The following is a 23,702-nucleotide window of genomic DNA, read 5'->3' on the forward strand; positions in this document are numbered from 1 at the left end:
TGGGCTATGGCTCATGAACTATGACTCATGGACTATTATTGCTAACCCATTAGTTATTACCCATTTACTATAAACATGGCTACTTAAGCTCGCGTTCTAAAAAGGCAGCTAAGGATTTATACAAATGATTCCTCACCTTTTCACCGCGCATAGAATGCTTTGAACCTGGGTAGTCCATCATTTGAAATAACTTGCCTTCATCTTGCAGCGCTTTATAAACGCGGGTGCTATTTTCAAACAACACATTATCGTCAGCCATGCCGTGATACATCAGCAAACCAGACTGATAATTTTCCACATAAGGGGTAATGCTGCTGGCATCGTAACCTTGTTTATTACTATCAGGATTACCCATATAGCGCTCGGTATAATGGGTGTCATACAAACGCCAATCGGTCACGGGCGCACCAGAAATTGCCGCTTTAAAATAATCAGGGGCTTTAAACTGGCTCATTAACGCCATATAGCCGCCATAACTATGGCCATAAATAGCGATATTATCGCCATCAATAAATGGCAGGCTTCTTAAGTAAGAAGCCCCCACTTTTTGATCCTTGACTTCTGCATCACCCATATTCTGATAAATAACGTATTCAAACTGAGTACCACGATGGGCTGAGCCGCGGTTGTCTAATTGAAATACAGCAAAGCCTTGTTGCAATAGATACTGGCTAAAGTAATCCGCTTCACTCCAGCTATTAACCACTAGTTGCGCATGAGGGCCGCCATAAACTCGAACAACCACTGGGTATTTTTTGCTGGCATCAAAATCAGTGGGTTTAAATAATCGATACTGCAGCGCTTGACCGTCTTCAGCCTTTAACTGGCCAAACTCTGGTATTTGCCATAAACCGGCAACGTCATACAAAGGATGGGCTTGGTTAATTTCATTTTGTTCCACCCACATTAAATGCTCGCCAGTGTCACTGTGCAAACTCACCTGTGGTGGCTGAATTAAACTATTGAAGTAATCTAAATAGATTGGTTTTTTATCCGCAAAGACCGCTGAGTGCATGCCGGCTTTGGTTGATAGTTTTTCAATCTTGTCACTGGTTAGTGACACCCGATATAAATGGCGCTCAATAACCGTGTCTTTTCGGCCTGAAAAATACACCCAGCCCGCCTGCTCATCCACAAACTCCAGATCATCAACCGCCCACTGCCCCGTGGTTAATTGCTTTATTTGTTTACCTGATAGGTCAAATAAATACAGATGCTTAAAACCATCACGCTCTGAGGCCCAAATAAATGCTTGTTGCTGCTTTAAAAAATGTAAGTCATCGTGAAGGTTTATCCATGCTTGGCTGCGCTCTTTAACAACCGTGTTAGCTTTAGCATCTGAACCTGCTTTTACATCAAGGTCAATGATGCGTAAATCCAATGCTTGCTGATCACGGCTTTGCCATTGAAATGATAACTGCTTGCTATCAGGCAACCATTTTACTCGCGGTAAATAAATATCCTTATCTTTACCCAAATCAATCCACTGCACAGCTTTACTGGCAAGCTCAATCACGCCGAGTTCTATCTCAACATTGGCTTTACCCGCATAAGGATAACGCTGCTCTGTCAGTTTGATGCCGTCTGCATAAATCTCATTACGGGTGACCAATTCAACACCAGACTCATCAATACGGGTAAAGGCGATAGCTGATTCATCTGGCGACCACCAGTAACCTGTCATTCGGCCCATTTCTTCTTGGGCGACAAACTCTGCCATGCCGTTTTTAATCGGCCCTTTACCATCAAACGTCAGTTGAGTTAGCTTTTCTGTTGCCAGTTCCAGTACAAAAATATTTTGCTCACGCACAAATGACACATAACGGCCTTTAGGGGACAAACGCGCATCAGTGACAAAGCCTTCACCGGTATTTAATGCCTGCGCCTTTTGATCCGCTAAGGTATAAAAATACAGTTTGCCTGCGGCAGGAATTAATAACGCTTGACCATCATCGGCCCAAAAGTACTCCATGATCCCTTGACCATAAATACGCTGCCGTTCACGGCGAGCTTTTTCCTCATCAGATAATTCGCCTCCAGCCAGCTTATCGGCATTAAGCAACATACTGCGCTTTGCTGTGCTGATATCCATTTGCCATAAGTCATAAAAATGCTGGTTATCTTCACGGCTAGCTAAATACGTTACTCGGCTACCATCGGGAGACAGCTTTAAGCCCCGAGGGCTAGCGCCAGCCAAAGCAGGTGATGCATGAATTCTTTCTATGGTCAGTGGAGTGGTATTGCCGGATATTTTCATGGTAGAGGCCATTGCATGATCTGAAATAAGAGCGCCAGTAAACACTAGCGGAATTGCCGACAGCATCAACGCCGCGGTCGATTTCCATTTGTTAGTCATTATCAATCCTTGGGAAGCCATATATTTGTATTTATCGTTATTATTATTTTTGCAGCCAATATTAATTTAACCAAAAATCAACTGAAAGCATTAATTACCAGCGAGTTTATAACAAATCTACTGCAAGTCATATATTGCTCATCTTTTTTCACGCTGTAATATGGACAAATCTGAGGTATTATCATTGGTAATAAAATAGAACATTAACCACTGGTTACCGACCTTAACCTCTACTGTCTTAGGAACAAGCATGCAAACTTTGACACAAACCCTGACCAACCAAGCAGTATCAGCTTCGCTTTCACAGTTAGTACTTAGTCTTGCCGATTGCTCAAAAGCAATCAGTAAAGCAGTACAACATGGTGCATTAGCTGGCGTTTTAGGTGCTACTGAACAAGAAAATGTTCAAGGCGAAACCCAAAAGAAACTCGACGTGATTACCAATGACATGCTCAAAGATGCACTTAAAGCTGAAGGCAATGTTCGCGGCCTTGCATCTGAAGAAGAAGATTATGTTGTTGAAGTCAATCAAGACGGCGAATATTTAGTCTGTTTTGATCCCCTAGACGGTTCATCAAATATCGATATCAACTCACTAGTTGGGACGATTTTCTCAGTGCTTCCTGCTGGCGAAGGCGAGTTTAACGAGCAAAGCTTTTTACAAAGTGGCCGCAAACAAGTTGCCGCAGGTTATGTGCTTTATGGCCCGTCAACCATGATGGCGCTCACCACAGGTCAAGGTACTCAACTTTATACCTTAGATCCTGACACTAACGAGTTCCTACTCACCACACCTGAAGTAAGTATCAGTAAAGATACGGCTGAATTTGCGATTAATATGTCTAATCAGCGCTTTTGGGAAGCTCCAATGCAAACTTACATTGCTGACTTAGTATTAGGCACTATTGGGCCGCGTGAAAAGTCATTCAATATGCGCTGGATTGCTGCAATGGTGGGCGATGTTCACCGCGTATTATGTCGTGGCGGTATCTTTGCTTACCCAACCGATAATAAGAACCCTGAAAAGCCGTATAAGCTGCGTTTAATGTATGAAGCTAACCCTATGGCTTTATTGGTTGAACAAGCCGGTGGTAAAGCCTCTACTGGCTATGGTGATATCCTAGATATCGAACCAACAGCTATCCATCAGCGTGTTGCGGTTATTCTTGGTAGCGCCAACGAAGTGGATACTTGCTTAAGCTACCATGATGTTGATTACAGCCAAGAGCCGACAATTGATTAATTGCGCTTTTCGCTGCGATTAAAAAACCGCCTGCTGGCGGTTTTTTTGATCTTGCTAGCGATAATTGAGCTCATAGAGAACTCAGTTTTAAACACAACAAAGCCTGCAAATGCAGGCTTTGTAATGTCAGCGCTTTAGCTGCGATTAAATCGCGAGCTTATGCCTCTGCATTAAGCTGATGTGGTTTTTCAGTTTGATCCACTATGGTTAGCACCGCAGTATCTCCCACTACGTTACAAGACGTCAGTACCATATCAATAATACGGTCAAGTGCTGCCACAATGGCAAAGGCTTCTACTGGTAAACCCAATTGGTAGATAAGCACACCAATCATCACCATCCCGCCACCAGGTACCCCACCAGCGCCCACTGACAATAAAAACACACTAAATAGCAGTGCTGGAATTTGCTCTGCAGTAATCGGCATGCCAAAAGCATTGGCGACAAAGAAAATCGCGATGGTAATGTAAATTGACACCCCGCCCATATTCATCGTCGCCCCGAGTGGCACCCCGAATCCAGCGACAGCGCGGCTAACCGCTAACTTTTCGGTTAAGGTGCGCATGGTCACAGGGATAGTCGCATTTGAACTGGCGGTAGAAAGCGAGAATAAAATCTGCTCTTTGGTTTTTTCACGAAAGCTCGAGGCTGACACCGGAGTGAAAATTGACACTGCTGTAGGGTAAACCACAAAAATCCATAACAACAGCAATGCTAAGATGATAACCAGATATTCAACCACGCTGACAAAAATAGCTGGCTCAAGGGTTGCCGCTAATTTAAACATCAAGGCAAACACACCAATTGGCGCAAGGCTCATTACTACAGTGATTAAGCGCATCATGATTTTATTGGCTGTTTGAAAACCTTGCACTGCGCCGCTTACGCTCTCACCCATTGATTTAATCACGCCGCCCAACAACAAGGCCATGAAAATCACTTGTAGCATGTTACCTGAGGTAAATGCCGCAAATGGATTGTTAGGCACGATACTGACAATCAGCTGCATTAAGTTAGGTAACTCAGTTGCAGTAATGCTCACGCCGCCATCGCTAGACATATCAACGCCTTTACCTGGCTCCAGTAACATGGCCACTAAAAATGCTGCTGTGATAGCCACCAAGGTATTAATAATATAAAAGCTAAAGGTTTTACCGCCCAAGCGACCAAAGCTCTTTAAATCTTGCAGTTCACACACGCCGCAAACAATACTGACAAATACCAGTGGCACCACTAGCATCATGATCATATTGACGAACATGGTACCAATACCGCTGGCAGCATTGACTAAGGTGCCTGAGAAGAAGCTGACATCATTGAGGGCAAATTGGACAATACTGCCCAATACTAGCCCAAAGAATAATCCGATAAAAATGCGGCTTGATAATGATTTGGTCATATCGCGAACGTTCCTAATAAAAGTCAAATTAACGCTGATTTCGCTGTTGTAACTACTTACACAGCTTCAATACTGAGGTTAATTCGACTGAAAATTTGTTTTAATTATTTTTAACGACAAGGATACTGGGACAAGAAGCAATTTAATTCAATGCTATCGATCGATTTGTTTTAGCTGCTACTGAGTAGCAGAATTTACAACTACACATAAACAACTGTATTAAAACAACTTTAAGCAAAAACTGAGATAATAAATATTTTTTACAGGATTCAAAACTAAAAAACACAACGCTAACAGTGTTATACACTACCGCAAGAGTACTAATAAGTTGAGATCACTATTAATCTGACGACAATTTAAGCTAACCACCAGTGTTTTATAAAACCGCAACATTTGTTTCTATTTAGCCCCTGTCGGCAGCATTAACCAGTGCCCAACAAAGGCAACATAAATGTAAACAAGGCGCTTAATTACCACAACATTACAGCTTGTTCTATTATCGGTTAATGCTGCTTTGAAGCTGTGACTGTAGCGCCGAAGCTCTGGCTATGGCTATGGCGCTAATGAAATGACATAAAAAAAAGCTGCTTGGTTGGCACCAAACAGCTTTTTTGTAAATCAGCCCTGGGATGATTAACTTATTAGACTTAAGCCAGCCATAACTCCACATCATGGATCATAAAATTACCGTTATAAACAGGATCGGGATGACCTATGGGCTCAAGTTCAAAATAGGCTTTATGCTCATCGGGCAACCCTTCGTAGCCGCCAATCACCTGATAAAGCCAATTCTCAGATGCCCAGTGCAACTTATGCTCTTCTAAGTATTCCAGTGCTGATTGACGAACCCCTGAATCAATCACGGCGCAGAAGTATTCATCTACCGCTAGCTTTAATGGATTATCAGGAATATCAAAATCCTCCACTGCAGTCATGGTCATGGACACATCGTGCTCGCGCACTTTAGTCGGCAATAAGTCGCGGCTAATGGTTTTAATTCTCGCCACTGTATCAAGCAAAATAAGCTCATGGCTGGCGTTATTAACGTCGACACTGGCAGGCTTAATGATGGCTTCAGCGCAGTTAAACAATTTCGGCACAAACTTATGCGCCACATGATCATCAGGTTGATAATCAGGATGTAAATCAGTGTGCAGTAAAAAGCCTTTTAATAATCGAGTGCGCCCCTGAATTTGACGAAAACGCCCCAGTAGCTCTAACAAGCGGCCCTGCACTGCACTAATTTCTTGAATGCACTGACTGAGGGTTTCTTGCAGATTGGTCACCAGTAAGCGTCTTAGCTCGCGAATATCACCGGCGGTATCACTAAGCTCACTAAACTGGAACATTTCTAAGCCGTTGAGTAATTCAGACACCTGACTTTGGGCTAATTCATTTTCACGAATTTTGGCGCTAATACTACCAACGTAACCAAATTCATTATTAATACGGCCCCACAATACCCGAATGGAGTAGCGCAGGCTGTCGGTAAAGCTGTAAACGTGCTCGTTTAAGTCAGCTAAATATGCCTCTGCTGCGCCATAATCAATATTGTGCCTTGCTTCTTTGTAATGATCAGCCAGTGTTTTAATGGTGCTAAACGCCGAGCCAACATTGGCATCAATTTGCCGATTACGCTCATCACTTAAGGCTTCTTCAAGTAACGCCCGTACCGAGCGCTTTAAGCGTAGCTCTTCATCGGGCTCTGGGCGCCATAAAATGCCACTTTTTCTGAGTTTCTCAATCACTGCTGCGTCATGGGTTTGCTCATTCACTGAGCCAGCAAGATAGGCATCCATAACCACATCAGAATGGCGACTCAGCTGTTTTAGTAGCTTAACCCCCGCTTGATGTAAATTATTGCTCATAATAAATCCTTTTGGGTGGCCGTTTCAGCTTGCGCTTCAAGGCTTAACCCTTCAGTTTCATCAATAAAGCGGATCACTTCGTACAAATAATCAAGCTTACCAGTGGCAATATAAATTTGTTTCTCGCTATTAGGTTTAACCAAATAACCCAACTCCACTAAGCGTTTAAACACCAATTTAATTTGATTATCGGCATTGCTACTGGTTGAGCCAAATAAGCGATATTGGCTCAACTTAGCGAGCTGCTCCATAAACGCAGGGGTGTCTTCAATACGCGCTTGCAGCTCAGTTAAGCGTATTGGCGCGCCTTCACTTAAAGGCGCATCTTGGCCGCTACTTTCTTGCACTAACACTAACCATTCCACCAGCGGAATAAGCGCCGAACAAATATCTTTAAACTGGCTAGAAATCACTTTACGCTCTTGCTCACCCAGTTGCTGGTAACCGCAAAAGAACACATCGCCCTCAGCCGCAGAAGAAATCGTGCGGTTGATTTGATTTAAATACTGCTCCACTTTGTCAAAGGTGGCACTACTTTTAAGGGCGCGCCAGCCATCTTCATTGGTGGTGCGACAAATAAACTCACCACGAAGCAGTTGCTCAATCAGCATGCCAGTGCCAACCAGTGTTGTTTCGGTACTTGCCGTAACCTCAGACATTAAATAGCCTCCTTATTGGCATGTTGACTTAAGCGTGCAGCCAGTGGGTTGGCTTTAGGTTTCACCACTTGTAATTTACGGGTTTGCTTATTGATAATGTAGCGATTAGCAAACAAGTTCAGCACTTCAGATTCAGGGTTAGGGAACGCCCCTAATACGCTGATATTGTTATTGACGCAGGCATCGAATATCTTCTTCACGTTGGTGTGATGCAAGGTACCTAACTCATCAATAGGCCAATGAATGGTGACATCGGCTTTACCCCGTAATAGGCGAGTAAAGGCCAATAAGAACTTACATAAAATCAGATAAGCCATACCATGACTTGAAGATTCATTAAGCTGTCTATCGGTGCGAATGATTAAGTCGCTGTTGCCTTCTTTTAAGCGCAGCTCAATTTCCAGCAGTTTCGCAATGCCGCCACTTAACGCCGAGCGGCCAATAATATCTAAGGCGCGGCGCATACTTGAGGTGTAATGCTCATCAGGCAGCTCACTAAAGCCATCGGCTTTCCACTGTTTAAAGGCTTTAACAAACACTTCAAGCTCAGGCCAAAACTCTAACTCGCTAATGCGTGAACGAATTTTTACTGCTGATTCTGATACGCCATCAAGGAATAACTCTTCACCCACTTCGCGGGTAATACGCGTGCTTTGGGAGGCGATGCGGCGGTCAATATCTGCTAATACATCGTAATAAGCAGTTAAGTCGATACCAAAAATACGTCCTTGCTCGCGAATGGCCATCAAGGATTGCGGCACCATCACATTCAATAGCTGTTCAAGTTGTGGCACTAACTTGCGGTAATCCAGTAGGCGGATACCTTTATCATTGCTAAAGCTTGATTCATCACGGGCGCGTTCCCAAAACTCAGCTAAGCTCGAGCCTGACTTACTGGCAATAACCGAATCAAAATGCTCAACGTATTGTTTTACTGAGCCCAGTAAATAATCACGCTGTAGTAATAGCTCTTCACCTTGTCTTAAACGCTCACCGATGCCACCGGCTGCTTCATCTTTAGTTGGCGGCAATTTAAGCTCAGCCAGTTTTCGCATCACCGAGCGCAGTTTGGTGAGGTTTTCAGAAGCATCAACTTGCGCTGCGTCTGAGGCTTTTTTCAAGCTTTCAAAGTGTTGTTTACGCTGCTTCACATCAGCAGTTTTATTGGCAAGTTGCTGCTCTAACTCAAGGGCTGCTTGCTTAACTTTGGATAAATCGGTTTGCAATTTCGGCTTGGCAGTTAGCCAAGCATTTTGATACCAGTGCTCATATCGCAATACATCGCTGCGACGCTTTTCCGCATTACTGATTTGGGTTTCAAGATCGCGAATTTGCCCTTTTAGCGCCACGATAGCGGCTTCATCAACCCCGCGAGATTTAAGCTCGTTTTTATACCATGACTCACAAGCTTTTTGCTCTTGCTTGGCATTGCTGCGGCGGGTGTCGATATTGGCTTTAATTTGCCCGAGCTGATTATCTAGCGCACCGACCACATCTTGCCAATAGGCATTTTTTTCCATGCGGGCTTCAAGGGCTAGCTCTTTTTGCTCACTAAGCCACTCTAGGTGCTTATTGTGTTGCTGTTTTAGCTCGTTTTCTAACTGAATAAGACGCTTGCTGGCATGGGCTTTACGCTCAGCTAATGCTTGATTGATTTGCTGCTGAGAGCTGCGCTTTTCATCAAATAAACGCCGCACATCTTCACGGCTATTTTTATAAGCTGTGCGGGCAAAGGTCAGCGCTTTATTAAGCGTGTCTAATTGATCGTTAATGGCAACCAGTTGATCTTCGTTTTCCGATTTTAGCGCTTCCGCTTGGGTTAAGGCTTCTTCAGCTTTAGCTAAGCGCAGGCGTAAGTCTTGCTCTGAGGCAGCATAATCAGGCACATCAATGGCTTTAAGATCTAAGCCGATACCAAATAAAACCTCGCCATTACTGTCTGCAACATGGGGATGGAGATCGGTGCGGTGTAATAGCTCAGGGGCAATAACCTTACCAAAGCTTTGCTCCCAACCAGAGGACTCTTTACGCAAAAACTCTAATAGAGTATGCGATTGCGGAAATAAAATTCCTTTGACATCATCAACATCAGCTAAGCGCTCATTCACTCTCACACTGGCAATGCGCAGCGCTTCAGAGACTTGATCGCGTTTGGCGCGCAGTTTTCTTTCTTCTATTGATAAGCGATCGACTTTTTGATTACAGCTTTCTTGCTCTTCATCAGCGCGGCTAATGCGCTCATCGAACACCGCTAAGCTCATTTTCTCTTCTTCGGTGTAGCTGACACCGTCGATTTGATGTTTCAGCTCGCCTTGGCTGAGCTTAAGTTTAAATTCTTGCTCTGCAAACTGCGCTTTACCGGCATCGGTTTTTTCGCGCCATAAGCTGTCGAGTTGAGTTAAATCATCATTGGCTGACTCACGCTGAGCATCACGAGTTTCACGAATGGCATCTTGCTCTTGATGCAGTGACTCAAGCTCACGGTGTAACTGCTCAGCAATTTTACTGCGGCGGGTACTGTACGCTGCTTCAATGTCTTGGTGCTTTTCAGTTTGTAACTTATGGCGCTCTGATAAGTTTTCTAAATCACTGCGCCAATTATCTAAACTGTCTAAGTCGGCTTTAGCTTGTTCAATATTGGCATTTAAAAAGCCTTCATATTGATCTTCGATGCCATCGAGCTCGACTTCATATTTGCGGATATCACCTTGGGCGAATGACAATTCTTGGCTTATCTCATCGCGGGCTTCTTTCCATTCTTCGTCCAGAAGACGCAGTTGTAAACTGGTCTCTTTTGACTGGTTTTCACTGCGCTCTTGGCGCTCGACTTCAAGGGTTTCATCGCCGCGATAGCCTTTAGCTAAACTGCCTAAGCGCAATTCGGCGCTCAGTAACTGATTAAACTCTTGTTCTAGTTTTTCAAATTCAGGGCGAATTTGCTCAAAGCCTTGCACTAACTGACTTTCACGGATCCAGATTTCAACTCGCTGTGGGTTTAAGCGTGAGGTTGGCGGGTTAACACCATCTTCTTCTAAAATAGCGGCCACCATCGACTTAACGGTTTCCATTTTGCCTTCTTTAGAATGCACCGCTTTAGCCAGTTTTTCGATATGACGTAGCGAGTATTCGCTATCACATAATGAGAACTGATGGGCATAATTACGCAGCTCGCTTTTATTGCCGCCGGTGGATAATAAACTGCGATCATGTTGAATGATGGCGCGATATTCACGGGTGTTCAGCAAGTTAGTATGCGGCACCGACTGGCGCTTCATTTCACGGCCTAATTCCGCCATGGTATGGCAAATGATGGTATCGCCATTACGATTTTTAACGTAATCATCAAGCTCGAAACCTTTGGCAATAAAGCGGTAATTTACCCCTTTACCGTCACCGGCGGATGCCATTAACGCTTGATAAAGCTGGCCGTCACTCTTTTGATATTCATAGATGATGTAGCTTGAATCATGGGGCAGATACCAACGCTCAAAACTATCACGGGTTGAAGGCACGACTCGGCTAGGGTACTCACCATAAAACACTGGGACTAATCGCTGCAGTGTGGTTTTACCTGAAGCATTGGTACCACAAATGTTGGTGTGTCCATCTAACTGCAGTTCCACCACTCCAGGAAGGTGAGTATTAATTAACACTATTCTGATCAAGCTTGGCATTGGCATCCTTTTGCGTACTTTCCGCAACGGCTAAAAACAAGATTTTAGGGAATTTATTTTAATGAGCTATAAGTTAAATCAAAGCGCTGAATGAAGCAATTTAGCTGATAACAAAGCGTGAAATAATAACCGATAAAGGCTGCTTTACTCGCCTAACAAAGCAGCAAACGGCCAGTATATTGTTTTTACCAGCATGAAGTTGTGGGATATCAGTTAGGTTTTATGCGCAGCTAAGACCGATAAGCTGATCCAGAGATAAAAAAAACACCTTTGCGGTGGCGTTAAAAATGGATATCACCAAATAAAATTCACTATTAGTCAGCAGCTGTAAGCCCTTTTTACTTATACAGCCCCCTCTAATAACCATTCCAGCGCGTTATTTTTAACAGCGCTAAACAAAAAAACAGCCAGCTTATTTAAATAAGCTGGCTGTTTTGTCAAAACTTTATAGTGCGCTAAGCACTTTATAAACGCTTTTCTATCAGCACTTTTCTTTCAGCGCGTTTCTATTAAGAGCACGCACAAAGTGATTCGTTTTCGTTACAACCCTGTCATTGCAACCCTGTCATTCCTGCAGTGTCATAGGGATAGTGTCATTGCGACTAATTAAGCCGCTTCTGTCTCACTTTTTTCAGACTCAAGTTTAACTTGCTCTGCATCTGTCGTTTCAGCTTCGCTGTGTCTAATCAGATAATCAAAGGCACCCAGTGAGGCGGTTGCGCCGCTGCCCATGGCAATAATGATTTGTTTATAGGCTGAGTTAGTGACATCACCTGCAGCAAATACCCCAGGGATTGATGTTTGGCCTTTGCCATCAACTATAATTTCACCGCGATTAGTTAACTCTACAGTGTCTTTTAACCATTCGCTATTTGGCACTAAGCCGATTTGCACAAAGATGCCCGCAAGCTCAAGCTGATGTGATTCGTTGCTGGCGCGATCGGTATAAGTTAGCCCTGTGACGCGTTTGCCATCACCGACCACTTCAGTGGTCATCGCTTGGGTAATAATATCGATATTGCCCATTGAGTGCGCTTTACGTTGCAAGACTTCATCAGCGCGAAGGCTAGTATCAAACTCAAGTACAGTCACGTGCTCAACGATATTGGCTAAATCGATAGCCGCTTCAATACCAGAATTACCGCCGCCAATCACAGCTACACGCTTGCCTTTAAATAACGGCCCATCACAATGTGGGCAATAAGCTACGCCGCTGCCACGGTATTCTTGCTCACCAGGGACATTCATTTCACGCCAGCGCGCGCCAGTTGCTAACAATATGGTCTTACTTGATAGAATCGCGCCGCTTTCAAGTTCGATTTCAAAACGCTCACCTGATTTAAGAGATAGCGCCCGTTGGTTGTCCATGACATCTACATCGTAATCTTTTACGTGGGCTTCAAGATTGGCAACCAATTTTGGTCCTTCGGTTTTTGACACTGAGATAAAATTTTCAATGCCGACAGTTTCTGCCACTTGGCCACCAAACTTATCTGCCACTATGCCAGTGCGCAGGCCTTTTCGCGCCGCGTAAATGGCAGCTGATGCACCTGCTGGGCCGCCGCCAACCACTAATACATCAAAACTTTGCTTGTTATTAAGCTGCTCTGCTTTTCTAGCAATCGCATTCACATCGAGCTTATTTAAAATTTCGACGACGCTAATGGCGCCAACAGAAAAAGGCTCGCCATTCATATATACAGTAGGTACCGACATGATGTTGCGCTGATTAATTTCATCTTGAAATAATGCGCCATCAATCATCACGTTAGTAATATTGGGGTTAATCGCTGCCATCATATTTAGTGCTTGAACCACTTCAGGGCACGTTTGACAGCTTAGTGATACGTAGGTTTCAAACTTAAACTCACCGGGCAGATCTTTAATTTGCCCAATAACTTCATCGGTTAATTTAATGGGGTGACCACCAGAGTGCAGTAATGCTAATACTAATGAAGTAAATTCATGGCCCATAGGTAAACCAGCAAAGCTAATGTTGCTACCCAGTTCTGGGTTAATGATACTCATTGATGGGGTTCTGATCCCTTGCTGCTCTTTAAGGCTTACAAGGTTTGATAAACCAACAATATCATTGGCTAAAGAGCTCAATTCTTTGGCTTTCGGGCTATCGTCTGCTGACACGACAAGTTCAACTGGTCGTTTAAGGTTTTGCAGATAAGTTTTCAGTTGATTTTTAATATTCGCATCTAACATACGTGTGCTCCTAGTAATGAAGTTGAGCCAAAAAAAAGCCTAGTTCATAAACGCTAAATCCATTTAGCATTAACAAAGAACCAGGCAGATTGGAGAGTGATGAAACTTAGCTGAACCGTGGATGAGGCGACTCAGCTATTGGAGAGTATTAACGCCAGTGGTTTAGATTTTACCTACTAGGTCAATTGATGGTGCTAATGTGTCTTCACCTGGCTGCCATGCTGCTGGACATACTTCGCCATCATGTGATGCAACATATTGTGCTGCTTGAATTTTACGAACTAATTCAGCTGCGCTACGGCCAATACCTAGGTCATGAATTTCAGCAACTTTAACTTCGCCTTCTGGGTTCATTACGAACGTACCGCGAAGTGCTAAACCGTCTTCTTCAATCATCACACCGAAGTTGCGAGTAATTGCGCCAGTTGGGTCACCAATCATTGGGTAGTTAATTTTACCGATAGTGTCTGAACTTGAATGCCATGCTTTATGAGTGAAGTGGGTATCTGTTGATACTGAGTAAACTTCAACACCCATTTCTTGTAACTTAGCGTAATGGTCAGCCATGTCGCCTAATTCAGTAGGACATACAAAAGTGAAATCAGCTGGGTAGAAAAATACTACAGACCATTTGCCCAGTAAATCTTGTTCAGTTACTGAAACAAAGTCACCATTGTGAAAAGCAGTTGCAGAAAATGGCTTGATAGTTGAATTAATAATTGATTGAGTCATGGGTGTGCTCCGTTATATTTAAAGTAAATTCTAATTTAGTGTGTAGCTGTATCTGTTTGATGGAATAGATAATAGCGACAAGTTAGAATTAAATATAACGGGTAAAAACTATCACCCTAATCGGTTTTTTAGAAAGTGAACACTAAATAAACGTTGGCAATCGAAATGCTCGATAAGCGCCCATTTATTGCTGTAAAGGTGAGCAGTTACAGCTAAATAAGCAGGTTGCTAAAATTTTGATATGCTTATTTTTACTGAGTAAAACCTGTCAGTGAACGCCCTACTGGCTAGTCTAGCGGTTGTGATACACGCTGTTGCAATGCAAGTTATTGTGATAATAGCTAGGGTTAAACGATTTCTTATTTATAGGCAGTGCGATAAGTTGCGCTATCATTTATTTGCGAAAACTATTCCCACTGCGTAAAGCGTGTCAGTGAACGCCCTACTGGGTAATCAAGCTGTTGCGATAATTGCTGTAATTGCTGTTTGTTATAGGCTGCGCTAAAAGAGTGTGGCTGCTTACTGGCGTAAACCACCCAATTTCCACCGCCGGTTAAGGTGGCATAAACATTGGCAAAGTGCGCTGATAACACTTGCTTTAGCAGCTCACTTTTACTGTGCTCTTTCCAGCAGTTAAGCACTAAAAAACCTTCCGCTTTAAGGCCTTTATGACAAGTGCCAATAAAGTCGCTGGTTAATTGCTTTTCATCAACCCCTTGCTCGATATACATATCAGCAAAAATGATATCGACTTTTTTGTGTTCTGCTCGAGCTAAAAATGTGCCGCCATCATCAAGTTCAATGTTAAGCTTTTTGCCAACAGGTAATTGAAAATAGCGTTTAGCAATCTCAATCACATCAGCGCGCAATTCAACGGCAGTAAGCTTAATCCCGGCATCAAAGCGCCTTAGTGCATGCACCAGTCCGCCGCCACCTAAACCAAATATGATGGCGCTTTTAGGTTTACTAAATAACAGCACTGCTAACATAGCCTGAACATAGGTATGCTGAGGAATATGTGGCGCCGCTTTCAGTATTTTACTCTGCTCGTCATTGTCACCAAAAGATAACACGCGAAAATCGCCATCATCTAATACGTAGATGGGGCCGATGTCATCACTGACATGGTGTAACTGCTGGTACTCTGACATGGAGTTCTCATGGTTTATAGGCAGGATATTCGGCAAAATTATACCGCATAAATAGATCTTTTAAGCAGTTTTTATTGCCCCTAACGCCCCAACATTTAGCTTACCAATCGTTAAAAACAACCAAGCAATAGCAACAGTTAACCAACCTGCGCACAGTAAACAAACTAGTTCAACATTTCAGATACTTAGCCGTAAATAACCCAACACACTGACGTGACAGCCATCACATACTCTAAGGGAGAAATGCCTATAATCCGCAGCTGATAAAAAAATAAGAGATTGATGAAATGAAAAAGAAATTTTTAGCGACTGCAGCAATGATCCTAACTTGTAGCCAACTATCTGGCTGTATGGGGCAAATGGGCGTAAGCCAAATGGTCACTAAGCTAAACTTAGATACCGTCGACAACCGTTATGGCCGTGCGGGTTTATTCGCATTATTGTCACCTGTTTATGGTTTGGCGGCGACTGCTGATCTTTTTGTATTTAACAGCATTGAGTTCTGGACCGGTACCAACCCATTAACTGACAAAGAAGCCGTAGTTGATTTACCAACTGATGCTATTTTCAAAATGAACAAGCACATCGGTGAAGACTTTAAAACAGCGCCAATTAAACTTTCAAATGCCCAAATCAGCCAACAGGATGAGCGTACTTTGGTAATGACCTTGGCCTATGAAGATGGTTCTAAGCAGGAATTAGTGGGTAGCAAAGGTGAAGAGTTTATCGATTTTTACCTTGATGACATGCTTGTTGCTCAAGTAAGCCTTGCTGAATTAGCACAATACCAACAAGCGGCTTAAGCCATAATTGGTTTGCGATTATATCGTGAATTGATAAGCCCTGAGTAACACTCGGGGCTTTTTTTTAATTCAGCCTAACAAGGTTTTACTTTAAAGTGCGCTGAAAAAAGCTCACCGCTTGCAAATACATTTGCAGTGCTAACGCCGCATCATAACGCTCGCCTTCATCACGCATAAAGGCATGCTGAGCATTCACCTCTAACCAGCTAAAGTTAGCGTCAAGCTGCTCTAACTTGTGATATATGACTTTTCGGCCTGCTTTAGAAACATGGGGATCTTGCTTGCCAAAGACTAATACCAGCTCACCATTAATATCACCACTGCGAGTTAATGAATCATTCTCTGGCTCACAGGGCAAGGTATTTGAATGAATGTCAGTGGGATATAAACAAAAAGCGCCACTGATATCGGGGTTTAATGCCGCACGATAAGCCAGATGGCCACCAATACACACCCCCATAGCGCCCACTTTACAGCTGCAGTATGCTTGGCTGCGGGCAAAGTCGATAAGCGCTTGGGTATCGCTATCATGTTGCTCTAAGGGCTTAGCAAATTTATCTGCATTGCCCTTATCTTTACCCACATCATCATATTCAAGTACCGTGCCCAGTGGGTTCAATTCATGAAACACTTCAGGTACTAATACCACAAAGCCATGCCCCGCTAAAATGGCAGCACTTCTGGCAATAGGCGCAGTTTGTTGAAAAATCTCAGAATAGAATATGATACTGGCAAATTGCCCTGGGGCATCTGGCCGATACACATAAGTCCGCATCGTACCTGTTGGGGTTTCAATATCGTGGACTTCTTTAGTAATGATCATATTGCTGATTCCTTGTTAAGTAACCTAAGCTTGGGCTAAGTCGATTTTTCTCTATCCTTTACTAATGCAATTGGCAACTGAACTAGACGGTAAGTTCATTAACGCAGCGCTGACCACCAAGTAAATCGGTGACATTTTGCAGCGTCGTTTGGGCAATTGCATTAAGCGCTTCAACGGTTAAGAAAGCCTGATGTCCGGTAAAAATAACATTATGACAAGCAGAAAGCCTTCTAAAGACATCATCTTGAATAAATTCATTGGAATTGTCTTGGAAAAATAACTCTTTCTCATTTTCATAAACATCTAACGCCAATGAACCTATTTTACCGGTTTTTAACGCTTCCATGGCATCAATGGCATTAAGCAAGCCGCCACGACTGGTATTAACCACCATCACACCGGTTTTCATTTTCGCAAATGTCTTTGCTGATAATAGGTGATGGTTTTCAGGTGTTAATGGGCAATGCAAACTGATCACATCACATTGAGGATAGAGTGCTTCTAAGTCAATATACTCAACGCCTAATGCTTCAACTGCAGGATTAGGGTACGGATCGTAAGCTACCACTTTACAGCCAAAACCTTGTAAGATTTTAATGGTCGCCAGACCGATTTTACCGGTGCCAATAACCCCAACCGTCTTACCTTGCATATTAAAGCCCACCAGCCCAGTTAAGGCAAAGTTCGCGTCTCTGGTGCGCTGATATGCTTTATGAATTTTGCGATTGAGGGTCAACATTAAGGCAATAGTGTGTTCAGCCACTGACTCTGGTGAATACGCCGGCACGTTAACCACTTTAATACCTAATCGCTTTGCGGCAGCTAAATCGACATTGTTAAAACCTGCACAGCGCATGGCGATGATCTTAGTGCCGCCACTGGCCAGCTCAACCAATACTTCTTCACATAAGGAGTCATTGACAAAGGCACACACCACTTCAAAGCCATCAGCCAATTTTACTGTTTGCATACAAAGTCGATAATCGAAATATTCAATCTCTGCGTTAAAGCCTGTATTCATGGCATCAAAATGCTGAATATCGTAGTGCTTAGCACTAAAGAACCCGATTTTCATAATCAACTCCTGTGTTGTTTAATTGGCTCATCAAAAGCCTGTTGCCCGATGTTACTCAGTCAGCGCGATTGAGCCTTTGGTTAAAGCATAACAATAATTGAGTTTTTGCTACAGATCGCTGATCATTTTAGATCTTCTTGTTAAGCTGAGACATTACTCACAGGAATATGTGTATAGACATGTCAAAAAAGCAGCAACAGCAAGTATCAGAAGTTCATTTTTGGATTCAACGTCTAGGAAAAACCAGCCTGAGAGCATTACATATTGTCGGTGTGGTCGGCGCTGGCGGTGGAATTTTGCTTGGCTTAGAGCAATCACTTTGGCTCAATTACTGGATCTTAGCCATGGCCAGTGGCCTTGCTTTACTGCTATGGGAAGTCATCAGAGATTGGCGCTGGCTTATCCAGCTTAAAGGGGTACTGACTATTTTTAAGGTACTGCTATTACTGCTGTTTATCCCTATGGCCAACTGGAAACCTGAAATTACTATTTTTATCATCCTATTATCTGTCATCGTATCCCATGGTCCCGCGGGTTTAAGGCATTATTCAGTCATTCATAGAAAAGTAATACATGGCAAAAAGGAAATAAAAGGTTAACCTAGAGTTACAACATGTCAAACTTAAGGTTAACAGATGTTCCCTTACCCAGAACAATATCGATTAGCAACACCGCCTTTAACCACAAGTTTTATGGTTTTTTGGGCTTTATTCAGCCACAGTATTTTTGCTGATGCGAGCCCATTTGCACTCTACCCTTTACTGGCGTTATTTCCGCTAGTGGTGTTCAGTCATGTGTTTTTAATTTGGAACGCCCAAGGGTTAACCCGTTTAGACCAAGGTTTTTATGCCTTAGTCCATATTCCGCTAGCCTTTGTGGTGTGGACATTCACTATCATGCACGTCAACGGCAATGCGTTTTCATAAAAGCTTTTTAATAAACCATGAGTTCAAGCTTTGTATAAAAGCTATAACCTTCTCAAATAGGCTCAGATGACTTGCACTCACGCCAAGGGATAGGTATCTTTGCCGCGCATTCTCTATTAAGGCTAGGCGCAACACATGGCAGACTTTATCTATACTCCCCCAACCGATCCTTGGTTAGATATTATTCATGAAGATAAAGATATTATCGTTTTGAATAAGCCATCTGGATTACTGTCTATTCCTGGCCGCCAAGCTCAATATCATGACAGTATCTATAGCCGAGTACTTGAACGCTTTCCTAATTCACACATAGTCCACCGACTTGATATGGCGACCTCTGGGGTCATTGTGGTGGCGTTAAGGCGTAACGCCGAACGTGAACTGAAACGCCAATTTCGCGATCGTGAAACCGCCAAAACATACTATGCCAGAGTCGCAGGCCATGTCAGCCCGGCAGTTAAGCAAGTTAATTACCCCTTAATTTGTGACTGGCCTAATAGGCCTAAACAGAAAGTCGACCACCTTGTTGGTAAACCGTCTTTAACCCATGTTGAAGTGGTGAGTTACGCTAAAAAATCGACACTGGTTAAGCTAACTCCTATTACAGGTCGCTCCCATCAACTTAGAGTCCATATGATGGCAATTGGCCATCCAATTTTAGGTGATGGCTTTTATGCTGATCCCTGGGCAAAAAGTCTATCAAGCAGGCTGTTACTCCATGCGGCGGAATTGACCATAAAGCATCCTTATCATCAAACGCCATTAACCTTTAATGCTGAAGTGCCGTTTATATTGCCCTTAGAGACGCAATAATCTCAGCATAATTGACGATAACTGCTTAGTAAAAAACTAATCATGAGAACTTTTTGATAGCCAATCATCACATTTATCCGTAAATTAATGCCTAATTATAATTTAATTAGGCATTTTACTATGGAAACTCCATTTCAGCGTGACCAGCTAGATAACCAGATCTTAGAAGCATTAATGCAAGAGGCCAGAACCCCATTTGCAGAGCTGGCAAAGCGTTTTGCAGTAAGTGCCGGCACCATTCATGTGCGAGTGGAAAAAATGAAGCAAGCTGGGATTATCACCGGCGCGCGCATTACAGTAGACCCTAAAGCCCTAGGTTATGATGTGTGCTGTTTTATTGGGATTAACTTAAAAAGTGCCGGCGATTACCCTGCTGCTATCTCAAAACTCAACGCCCTTGAAGAAGTGGTAGAAGCCTATTACACCACAGGTAACTACAGCGTTTTTGTCAAAGTGATGTGCCAGTCAATCGATGGCTTACAGCACGTGTTAATTAATCGCATTCAATCGATCGATGAAATTCAATCGACAGAAACCTTAATAAGCCTGCAAAACCCTATCGTTCGCGGTGTTAAGCCTTAAACACTGAATTATCGATACAAAAATGCCCAGCAATTGCTGGGCATTTTATTAAGTTAATGTTGCGATAGCCTAATGGTTTATCACCACTGTTGATAGGAAGTAGCCCAGTACGGTTGCGGTGCTCACCCCAATAAATCCAGGAACAATAAAGCTGTGATTGAGGACGTACTTACCAATATTAGTGGTACCAGAGCGGTCAAAACTGATCGCTGCTAAATCACTTGGATAAAACGGAAAGAAGAAATAAGCGTAACAGGCTGGAATAACCCCAATCAGCACAGGCGCTGGAATGCCTAATGCAAACCCCAGTGGGAACATAATGGTTAGCACGGCTGCCTGACTTTTTAAGAATATTGATGCCATAAACATCGCAATGGCAAACGACCAAGGGTAAGCACTGACCAAATCACTCAATGAGCTCACTAAGTAACTCTTATGATGGCCAATAATGGTGTCACTTAACCATGCAATACCAAAGATAATCACCACCGCGGTCATACCGGCTGTAAACACATTACTGTTAACGATTTTTTGCGGCGAGACTTTAGTTGCCAGCAAAATTATTGCGCCAACGGATAGCATCATAAACTGAATGGCTACCGACATTTTTACGCCTTCAGGCAGTAATTCTTTGCTGAACATTGCCAACATGATCACAGATAAAATACCGCCTAAAAACAGCATTAAGCCTCTTTTTGCTATGGTATCGCTTTGAACTTGATCATCTGTTTCAATTTCTGGGTCAATTAAGTTGTTTTTAAACTCGTCATCTTTTAAACGCGCTTGAAAGTCTTCATCTTTATCAAGATCTTTACCGCGATTTAAGCTCCAAGCACAACCTGCTAATACCCCTACTAAGGTCGCTGGGATAGTGACAGATAAAACATTGATTAAGCTAATATCAAGCTGATTATCCATTGCCGTTGCCATCACCACGGCGGCGGCTGCGGCAATTGGGCTGGCAGTAATGCCCATTTGTGATGCCACGGTAGCCATGGCTAAAGGACGCTCAGGGCGGATACCTTTTTTATAGGCTACATCATAAATAACCGGTAATAATGGATAAACTGAATGCCCCGTACCCACTAACACAGTTAATGAATAGGTACATAATGGCCCTAAAAAGGTAATTTGATTGGGATGTTTTCTTAATAGTTTTTCCGCGTATTTAACCAGTAATTTTAGGCCACCTGTGGCCTCTAAGGTTGCAGATGCCGCAACAACCGCTAAGATAATCAACATCACGCTCACTGGCGGTGAACCGGGTGCGATTCCGAAGGCAAACGCTAATACGGAAACCCCTAAGCCCCCTAATAACCCAAATGCGACCCCGCCATGGCGGATCCCCACAAAGATCACCGCAAGCAATAACAACATATGAACATAAAACACCAGCCAACCTCCTTAGTAAAACCCTATCGTTTTCGAGCCTGACTTGGGACAACTAAGCAATTAGCTAACTCAGCAACAGCGTTAATTATCGACAAAAGCAAACCGATACAATTTCAAAATTTGTTTCAATTATCTGAATTTATGGCTTAAATTTTAGTTATCCTTCTTATTTAGCCACATACAAGGTTATACATGAAACATCATCCTCAAAAGGCTGATAAAAAACGATAAGGTGACCAAGCGCATACAATCTCATTACTATCTGCCATATTTGTGATCTAGCTATAATTCAGCCTTTTGAAATACAGCACCTAGATTAAAAAAATCCATAAGACAGCCCCTTCAAATTCAAGCTTATTGCTTAAAAGCCCACCGCGATAATTGAGTTAACTTTTCAAGCCTAGCTTGCACACAATCCATAGCAGACTAAATCATCAGAAAAAACGTCAACAAATTCATTCAGTAATGATTCAGCTAGCGCCAACTATGATGACTTCAAGCAAAAACACAGTGACAAATTATTTATACTTGGAGTAAAAAATGAAAACAAAGCATCTTGTTCTAGCGGGTTTAATCTCATCAGTAATGTCAGTGCCAGCCATGGCATCAGATTGGTTTGTGGGTGGCGCAGCAGGTTATCAGCAAGATACCTATAAAATGAAATCTAGCTTAGAAGGTAACCAAAAAAATCAAGAAGAAGATATAAGCTACCAATTTAGAGTGGGTAACTACCTCAATGACAACAATCGTATCTATGCGACCTACGGCTATAACTCTGATGATCTGGTAAGACAACAAACCTTCTTATTATCATACGATTACCTTGTTGGCTTAGGTGACAGTAATAAAGTGAACTGGTTTGTTGGTGCTACGGCAGGTATGACACATAACGGGATTAAAGACAGTGGCTTTGACTCTAAAAATACCTTTGTATGGGGTGGTCAAACAGGTTTGATGTATGACATTAATGACAGCTGGTCGACTGAAGTGGGCTATCGCTACTTAAAACAAGATTATGATGTGAACGCATCTAATGGGGCGAATAGTGCCAGCTTCTCATTAAATGATACACAGCAAGTGTATTTGGCTATTGATTATAAGTTCTAAGCTTAACGCCAATTTAAAGTCTCAATACCCAATGAAACAAATAAGGATGCCTTGGCATCCTTTTTCATTAGCTGAAAATAAGAACACTATTATTCAGCTTTGTTTGCGCGCTCAAACCCATTCCACATAGGGCATTAGTTGAGGCATTAAAGACTCAGAGCTTGTCTGAGCAATCACCTCAATAATAACTAACCTTGCTCGCTTTCATCGCTGACGATATCTGTTTGCCCGAGTATCAGAATAGTTTTACAACATTCCAGTTTGTCTAAAAAAACTGCTATTTACTGCAGAGTAATGTCGTTTTATGGCTATACTCAATACAAAGACATTAATTAAGGATGATTATGAAGGGTATTATTTTTTCTGAGTTTTTAGAACTTGTTGAAACAACATTTGGTTTAGAAGTATGCCAAGAAATACTTGATGAAAATGGAGATGAAGGGGTGTATACCTCCGCTGGCACCTACGATCATAAGGATTTAGTCAAACTGATTATCTCTTTAAGTAAAATAACAAGTATTAGTATTGAAGAATTACAGACTGTATATGGTAAATCAGTATTCACTAATTTATTAGGCAGTATGCCAGAGCTTAAAATTAACTCGACCTCGACTTTTCAATTTATTACCCAAGTCGAAGAATATATTCATCTTGAAGTTAAAAAGCTTTACGGCGATGCAAAGCCCCCCAAGTTTGACCTTATTTCCAGCAGTGAATATGACATGGTGTTAGATTATATTTCTGCCCGTTGTTTTTCTCATGTTTGTTTTGGTCTCATTGAAGGCTGCGCTGAATATTTTAATGAAAAAATTGATATCCAAATGAAACCGATTCAAGCGGACGGTTCTCAGGTTCGCTTTACATTGAGCAAAGTTTAGGCTTTAT

Annotated in this window: 19 protein-coding genes; 8 read left to right on the plus strand and 11 right to left on the minus strand. The window is 42.6% G+C overall.

The features are described from left to right. Nucleotides 1–79: 79 nt before the first annotated feature. The gene (locus BM739_RS10895; protein WP_076540529.1) at nt 80–2,356 is read right to left on the minus strand and encodes a S9 family peptidase; all 2,277 of its coding nucleotides are present in this window, start codon (nt 2,354–2,356) and stop codon (nt 80–82) included. Between the two features lie 250 nt (nt 2,357–2,606). Here BM739_RS10895 and BM739_RS10900 point away from each other — a divergent pair, with 250 nt between their 5' ends. Further along, a complete protein-coding gene (locus tag BM739_RS10900; protein ID WP_076540531.1) occupies nt 2,607–3,599 on the plus strand; it encodes a class 1 fructose-bisphosphatase in 993 nt (330 codons plus the stop codon). 157 nt (nt 3,600–3,756) lie between these two features. Here the strand turns inward: BM739_RS10900 and BM739_RS10905 are convergent, their stop codons facing one another. The 7 genes from BM739_RS10905 to BM739_RS10935 all read right to left on the minus strand — a co-directional run bounded on the left by BM739_RS10905 (nt 3,757) and on the right by BM739_RS10935 (nt 15,296). Beyond that, nucleotides 3,757–4,998 carry a dicarboxylate/amino acid:cation symporter gene (locus tag BM739_RS10905; protein ID WP_076540532.1) on the minus strand — a complete coding sequence of 414 codons (1,242 nt, stop codon included), beginning with the start codon at nt 4,996–4,998 and terminating at the stop codon, nt 3,757–3,759. A 647-nt stretch (nt 4,999–5,645) separates the two neighbouring features. Beyond that, nucleotides 5,646–6,866: a phosphoenolpyruvate carboxylase gene (locus tag BM739_RS10910; protein ID WP_076540534.1), complete on the minus strand. Its 1,221-nt coding sequence runs from the start codon at nt 6,864–6,866 to the stop codon at nt 5,646–5,648. Beyond that, nucleotides 6,863–7,525, minus strand: a complete 663-nt coding sequence (locus BM739_RS10915; RefSeq protein WP_076540535.1) for a hypothetical protein — start codon at nt 7,523–7,525, stop codon at nt 6,863–6,865. The genes BM739_RS10910 and BM739_RS10915 overlap by 4 nt, the downstream gene beginning before the upstream one ends. Continuing rightward, a complete protein-coding gene (locus BM739_RS10920) occupies nt 7,525–11,199 on the minus strand; it encodes an ATP-binding protein (protein ID WP_076540537.1) in 3,675 nt (1,224 codons plus the stop codon). The genes BM739_RS10915 and BM739_RS10920 overlap by 1 nt, the downstream gene beginning before the upstream one ends. A gap of 606 nt (nt 11,200–11,805) precedes the next feature. After that, nucleotides 11,806–13,413 (minus strand): alkyl hydroperoxide reductase subunit F, encoded by a 1,608-nt coding sequence (gene ahpF / locus BM739_RS10925; protein ID WP_076540539.1) that lies wholly within the window; start codon nt 13,411–13,413, stop codon nt 11,806–11,808. A gap of 162 nt (nt 13,414–13,575) precedes the next feature. After that, nucleotides 13,576–14,145, minus strand: coding sequence for an alkyl hydroperoxide reductase subunit C (gene ahpC, locus BM739_RS10930; protein WP_076540540.1), 570 nt, complete (start codon nt 14,143–14,145; stop codon nt 13,576–13,578). 407 nt (nt 14,146–14,552) lie between these two features. Further along, nucleotides 14,553–15,296, minus strand: a complete 744-nt coding sequence (locus BM739_RS10935) for a spermidine synthase (RefSeq protein WP_076540542.1) — start codon at nt 15,294–15,296, stop codon at nt 14,553–14,555. A 287-nt stretch (nt 15,297–15,583) separates the two neighbouring features. Between BM739_RS10935 and BM739_RS10940 the strand changes: the two genes are divergently transcribed. Then, nucleotides 15,584–16,099: a DUF3332 domain-containing protein gene (locus BM739_RS10940; RefSeq protein WP_076540543.1), complete on the plus strand. Its 516-nt coding sequence runs from the start codon at nt 15,584–15,586 to the stop codon at nt 16,097–16,099. Between the two features lie 85 nt (nt 16,100–16,184). On the opposite strand, the gene BM739_RS10945 is transcribed toward BM739_RS10940, so the two are convergent. Beyond that, complete coding sequence (locus BM739_RS10945; RefSeq protein ID WP_076540545.1) at nt 16,185–16,922, minus strand: dienelactone hydrolase family protein; 738 nt, start codon at nt 16,920–16,922, stop codon at nt 16,185–16,187. An 82-nt stretch (nt 16,923–17,004) separates the two neighbouring features. Beyond that, nucleotides 17,005–17,997 (minus strand): 2-hydroxyacid dehydrogenase, encoded by a 993-nt coding sequence (locus BM739_RS10950; RefSeq protein ID WP_076540546.1) that lies wholly within the window; start codon nt 17,995–17,997, stop codon nt 17,005–17,007. 179 nt (nt 17,998–18,176) lie between these two features. Between BM739_RS10950 and BM739_RS10955 the strand changes: the two genes are divergently transcribed. The 4 genes from BM739_RS10955 (at nt 18,177) to asnC (ending at nt 20,318) form a co-directional block, all read left to right on the plus strand. Then, nucleotides 18,177–18,596 carry a hypothetical protein gene (locus tag BM739_RS10955; RefSeq protein WP_076540548.1) on the plus strand — a complete coding sequence of 140 codons (420 nt, stop codon included), beginning with the start codon at nt 18,177–18,179 and terminating at the stop codon, nt 18,594–18,596. Between the two features lie 36 nt (nt 18,597–18,632). Further along, entirely contained in the window at nt 18,633–18,923 is a 291-nt protein-coding gene (locus BM739_RS10960; RefSeq protein WP_076540550.1) for a hypothetical protein, read from the plus strand. A gap of 135 nt (nt 18,924–19,058) precedes the next feature. Further along, nucleotides 19,059–19,736 carry a bifunctional tRNA pseudouridine(32) synthase/23S rRNA pseudouridine(746) synthase RluA gene (gene rluA, locus BM739_RS10965; protein WP_076540552.1) on the plus strand — a complete coding sequence of 226 codons (678 nt, stop codon included), beginning with the start codon at nt 19,059–19,061 and terminating at the stop codon, nt 19,734–19,736. 120 nt (nt 19,737–19,856) lie between these two features. After that, nucleotides 19,857–20,318 (plus strand): transcriptional regulator AsnC, encoded by a 462-nt coding sequence (gene asnC / locus BM739_RS10970; protein ID WP_076540553.1) that lies wholly within the window; start codon nt 19,857–19,859, stop codon nt 20,316–20,318. Between the two features lie 69 nt (nt 20,319–20,387). Here asnC and BM739_RS10975 read toward each other — a convergent pair whose 3' ends face one another. Then, nucleotides 20,388–21,710 carry an anaerobic C4-dicarboxylate transporter gene (locus BM739_RS10975; protein WP_076540555.1) on the minus strand — a complete coding sequence of 441 codons (1,323 nt, stop codon included), beginning with the start codon at nt 21,708–21,710 and terminating at the stop codon, nt 20,388–20,390. 540 nt (nt 21,711–22,250) lie between these two features. Between BM739_RS10975 and BM739_RS10980 the strand changes: the two genes are divergently transcribed. Both BM739_RS10980 and BM739_RS10985 read left to right on the plus strand, forming a co-directional pair. Beyond that, entirely contained in the window at nt 22,251–22,817 is a 567-nt protein-coding gene (locus BM739_RS10980; RefSeq protein WP_076540556.1) for an outer membrane beta-barrel protein, read from the plus strand. A gap of 344 nt (nt 22,818–23,161) precedes the next feature. Continuing rightward, complete coding sequence (locus tag BM739_RS10985; protein WP_076540558.1) at nt 23,162–23,695, plus strand: heme NO-binding domain-containing protein; 534 nt, start codon at nt 23,162–23,164, stop codon at nt 23,693–23,695. Nucleotides 23,696–23,702 lie beyond the last annotated feature (7 nt).

The organism is Shewanella sp. UCD-KL21 (genome assembly GCF_001957135.1).
GTDB lineage: Bacteria > Pseudomonadota > Gammaproteobacteria > Enterobacterales > Shewanellaceae > Shewanella.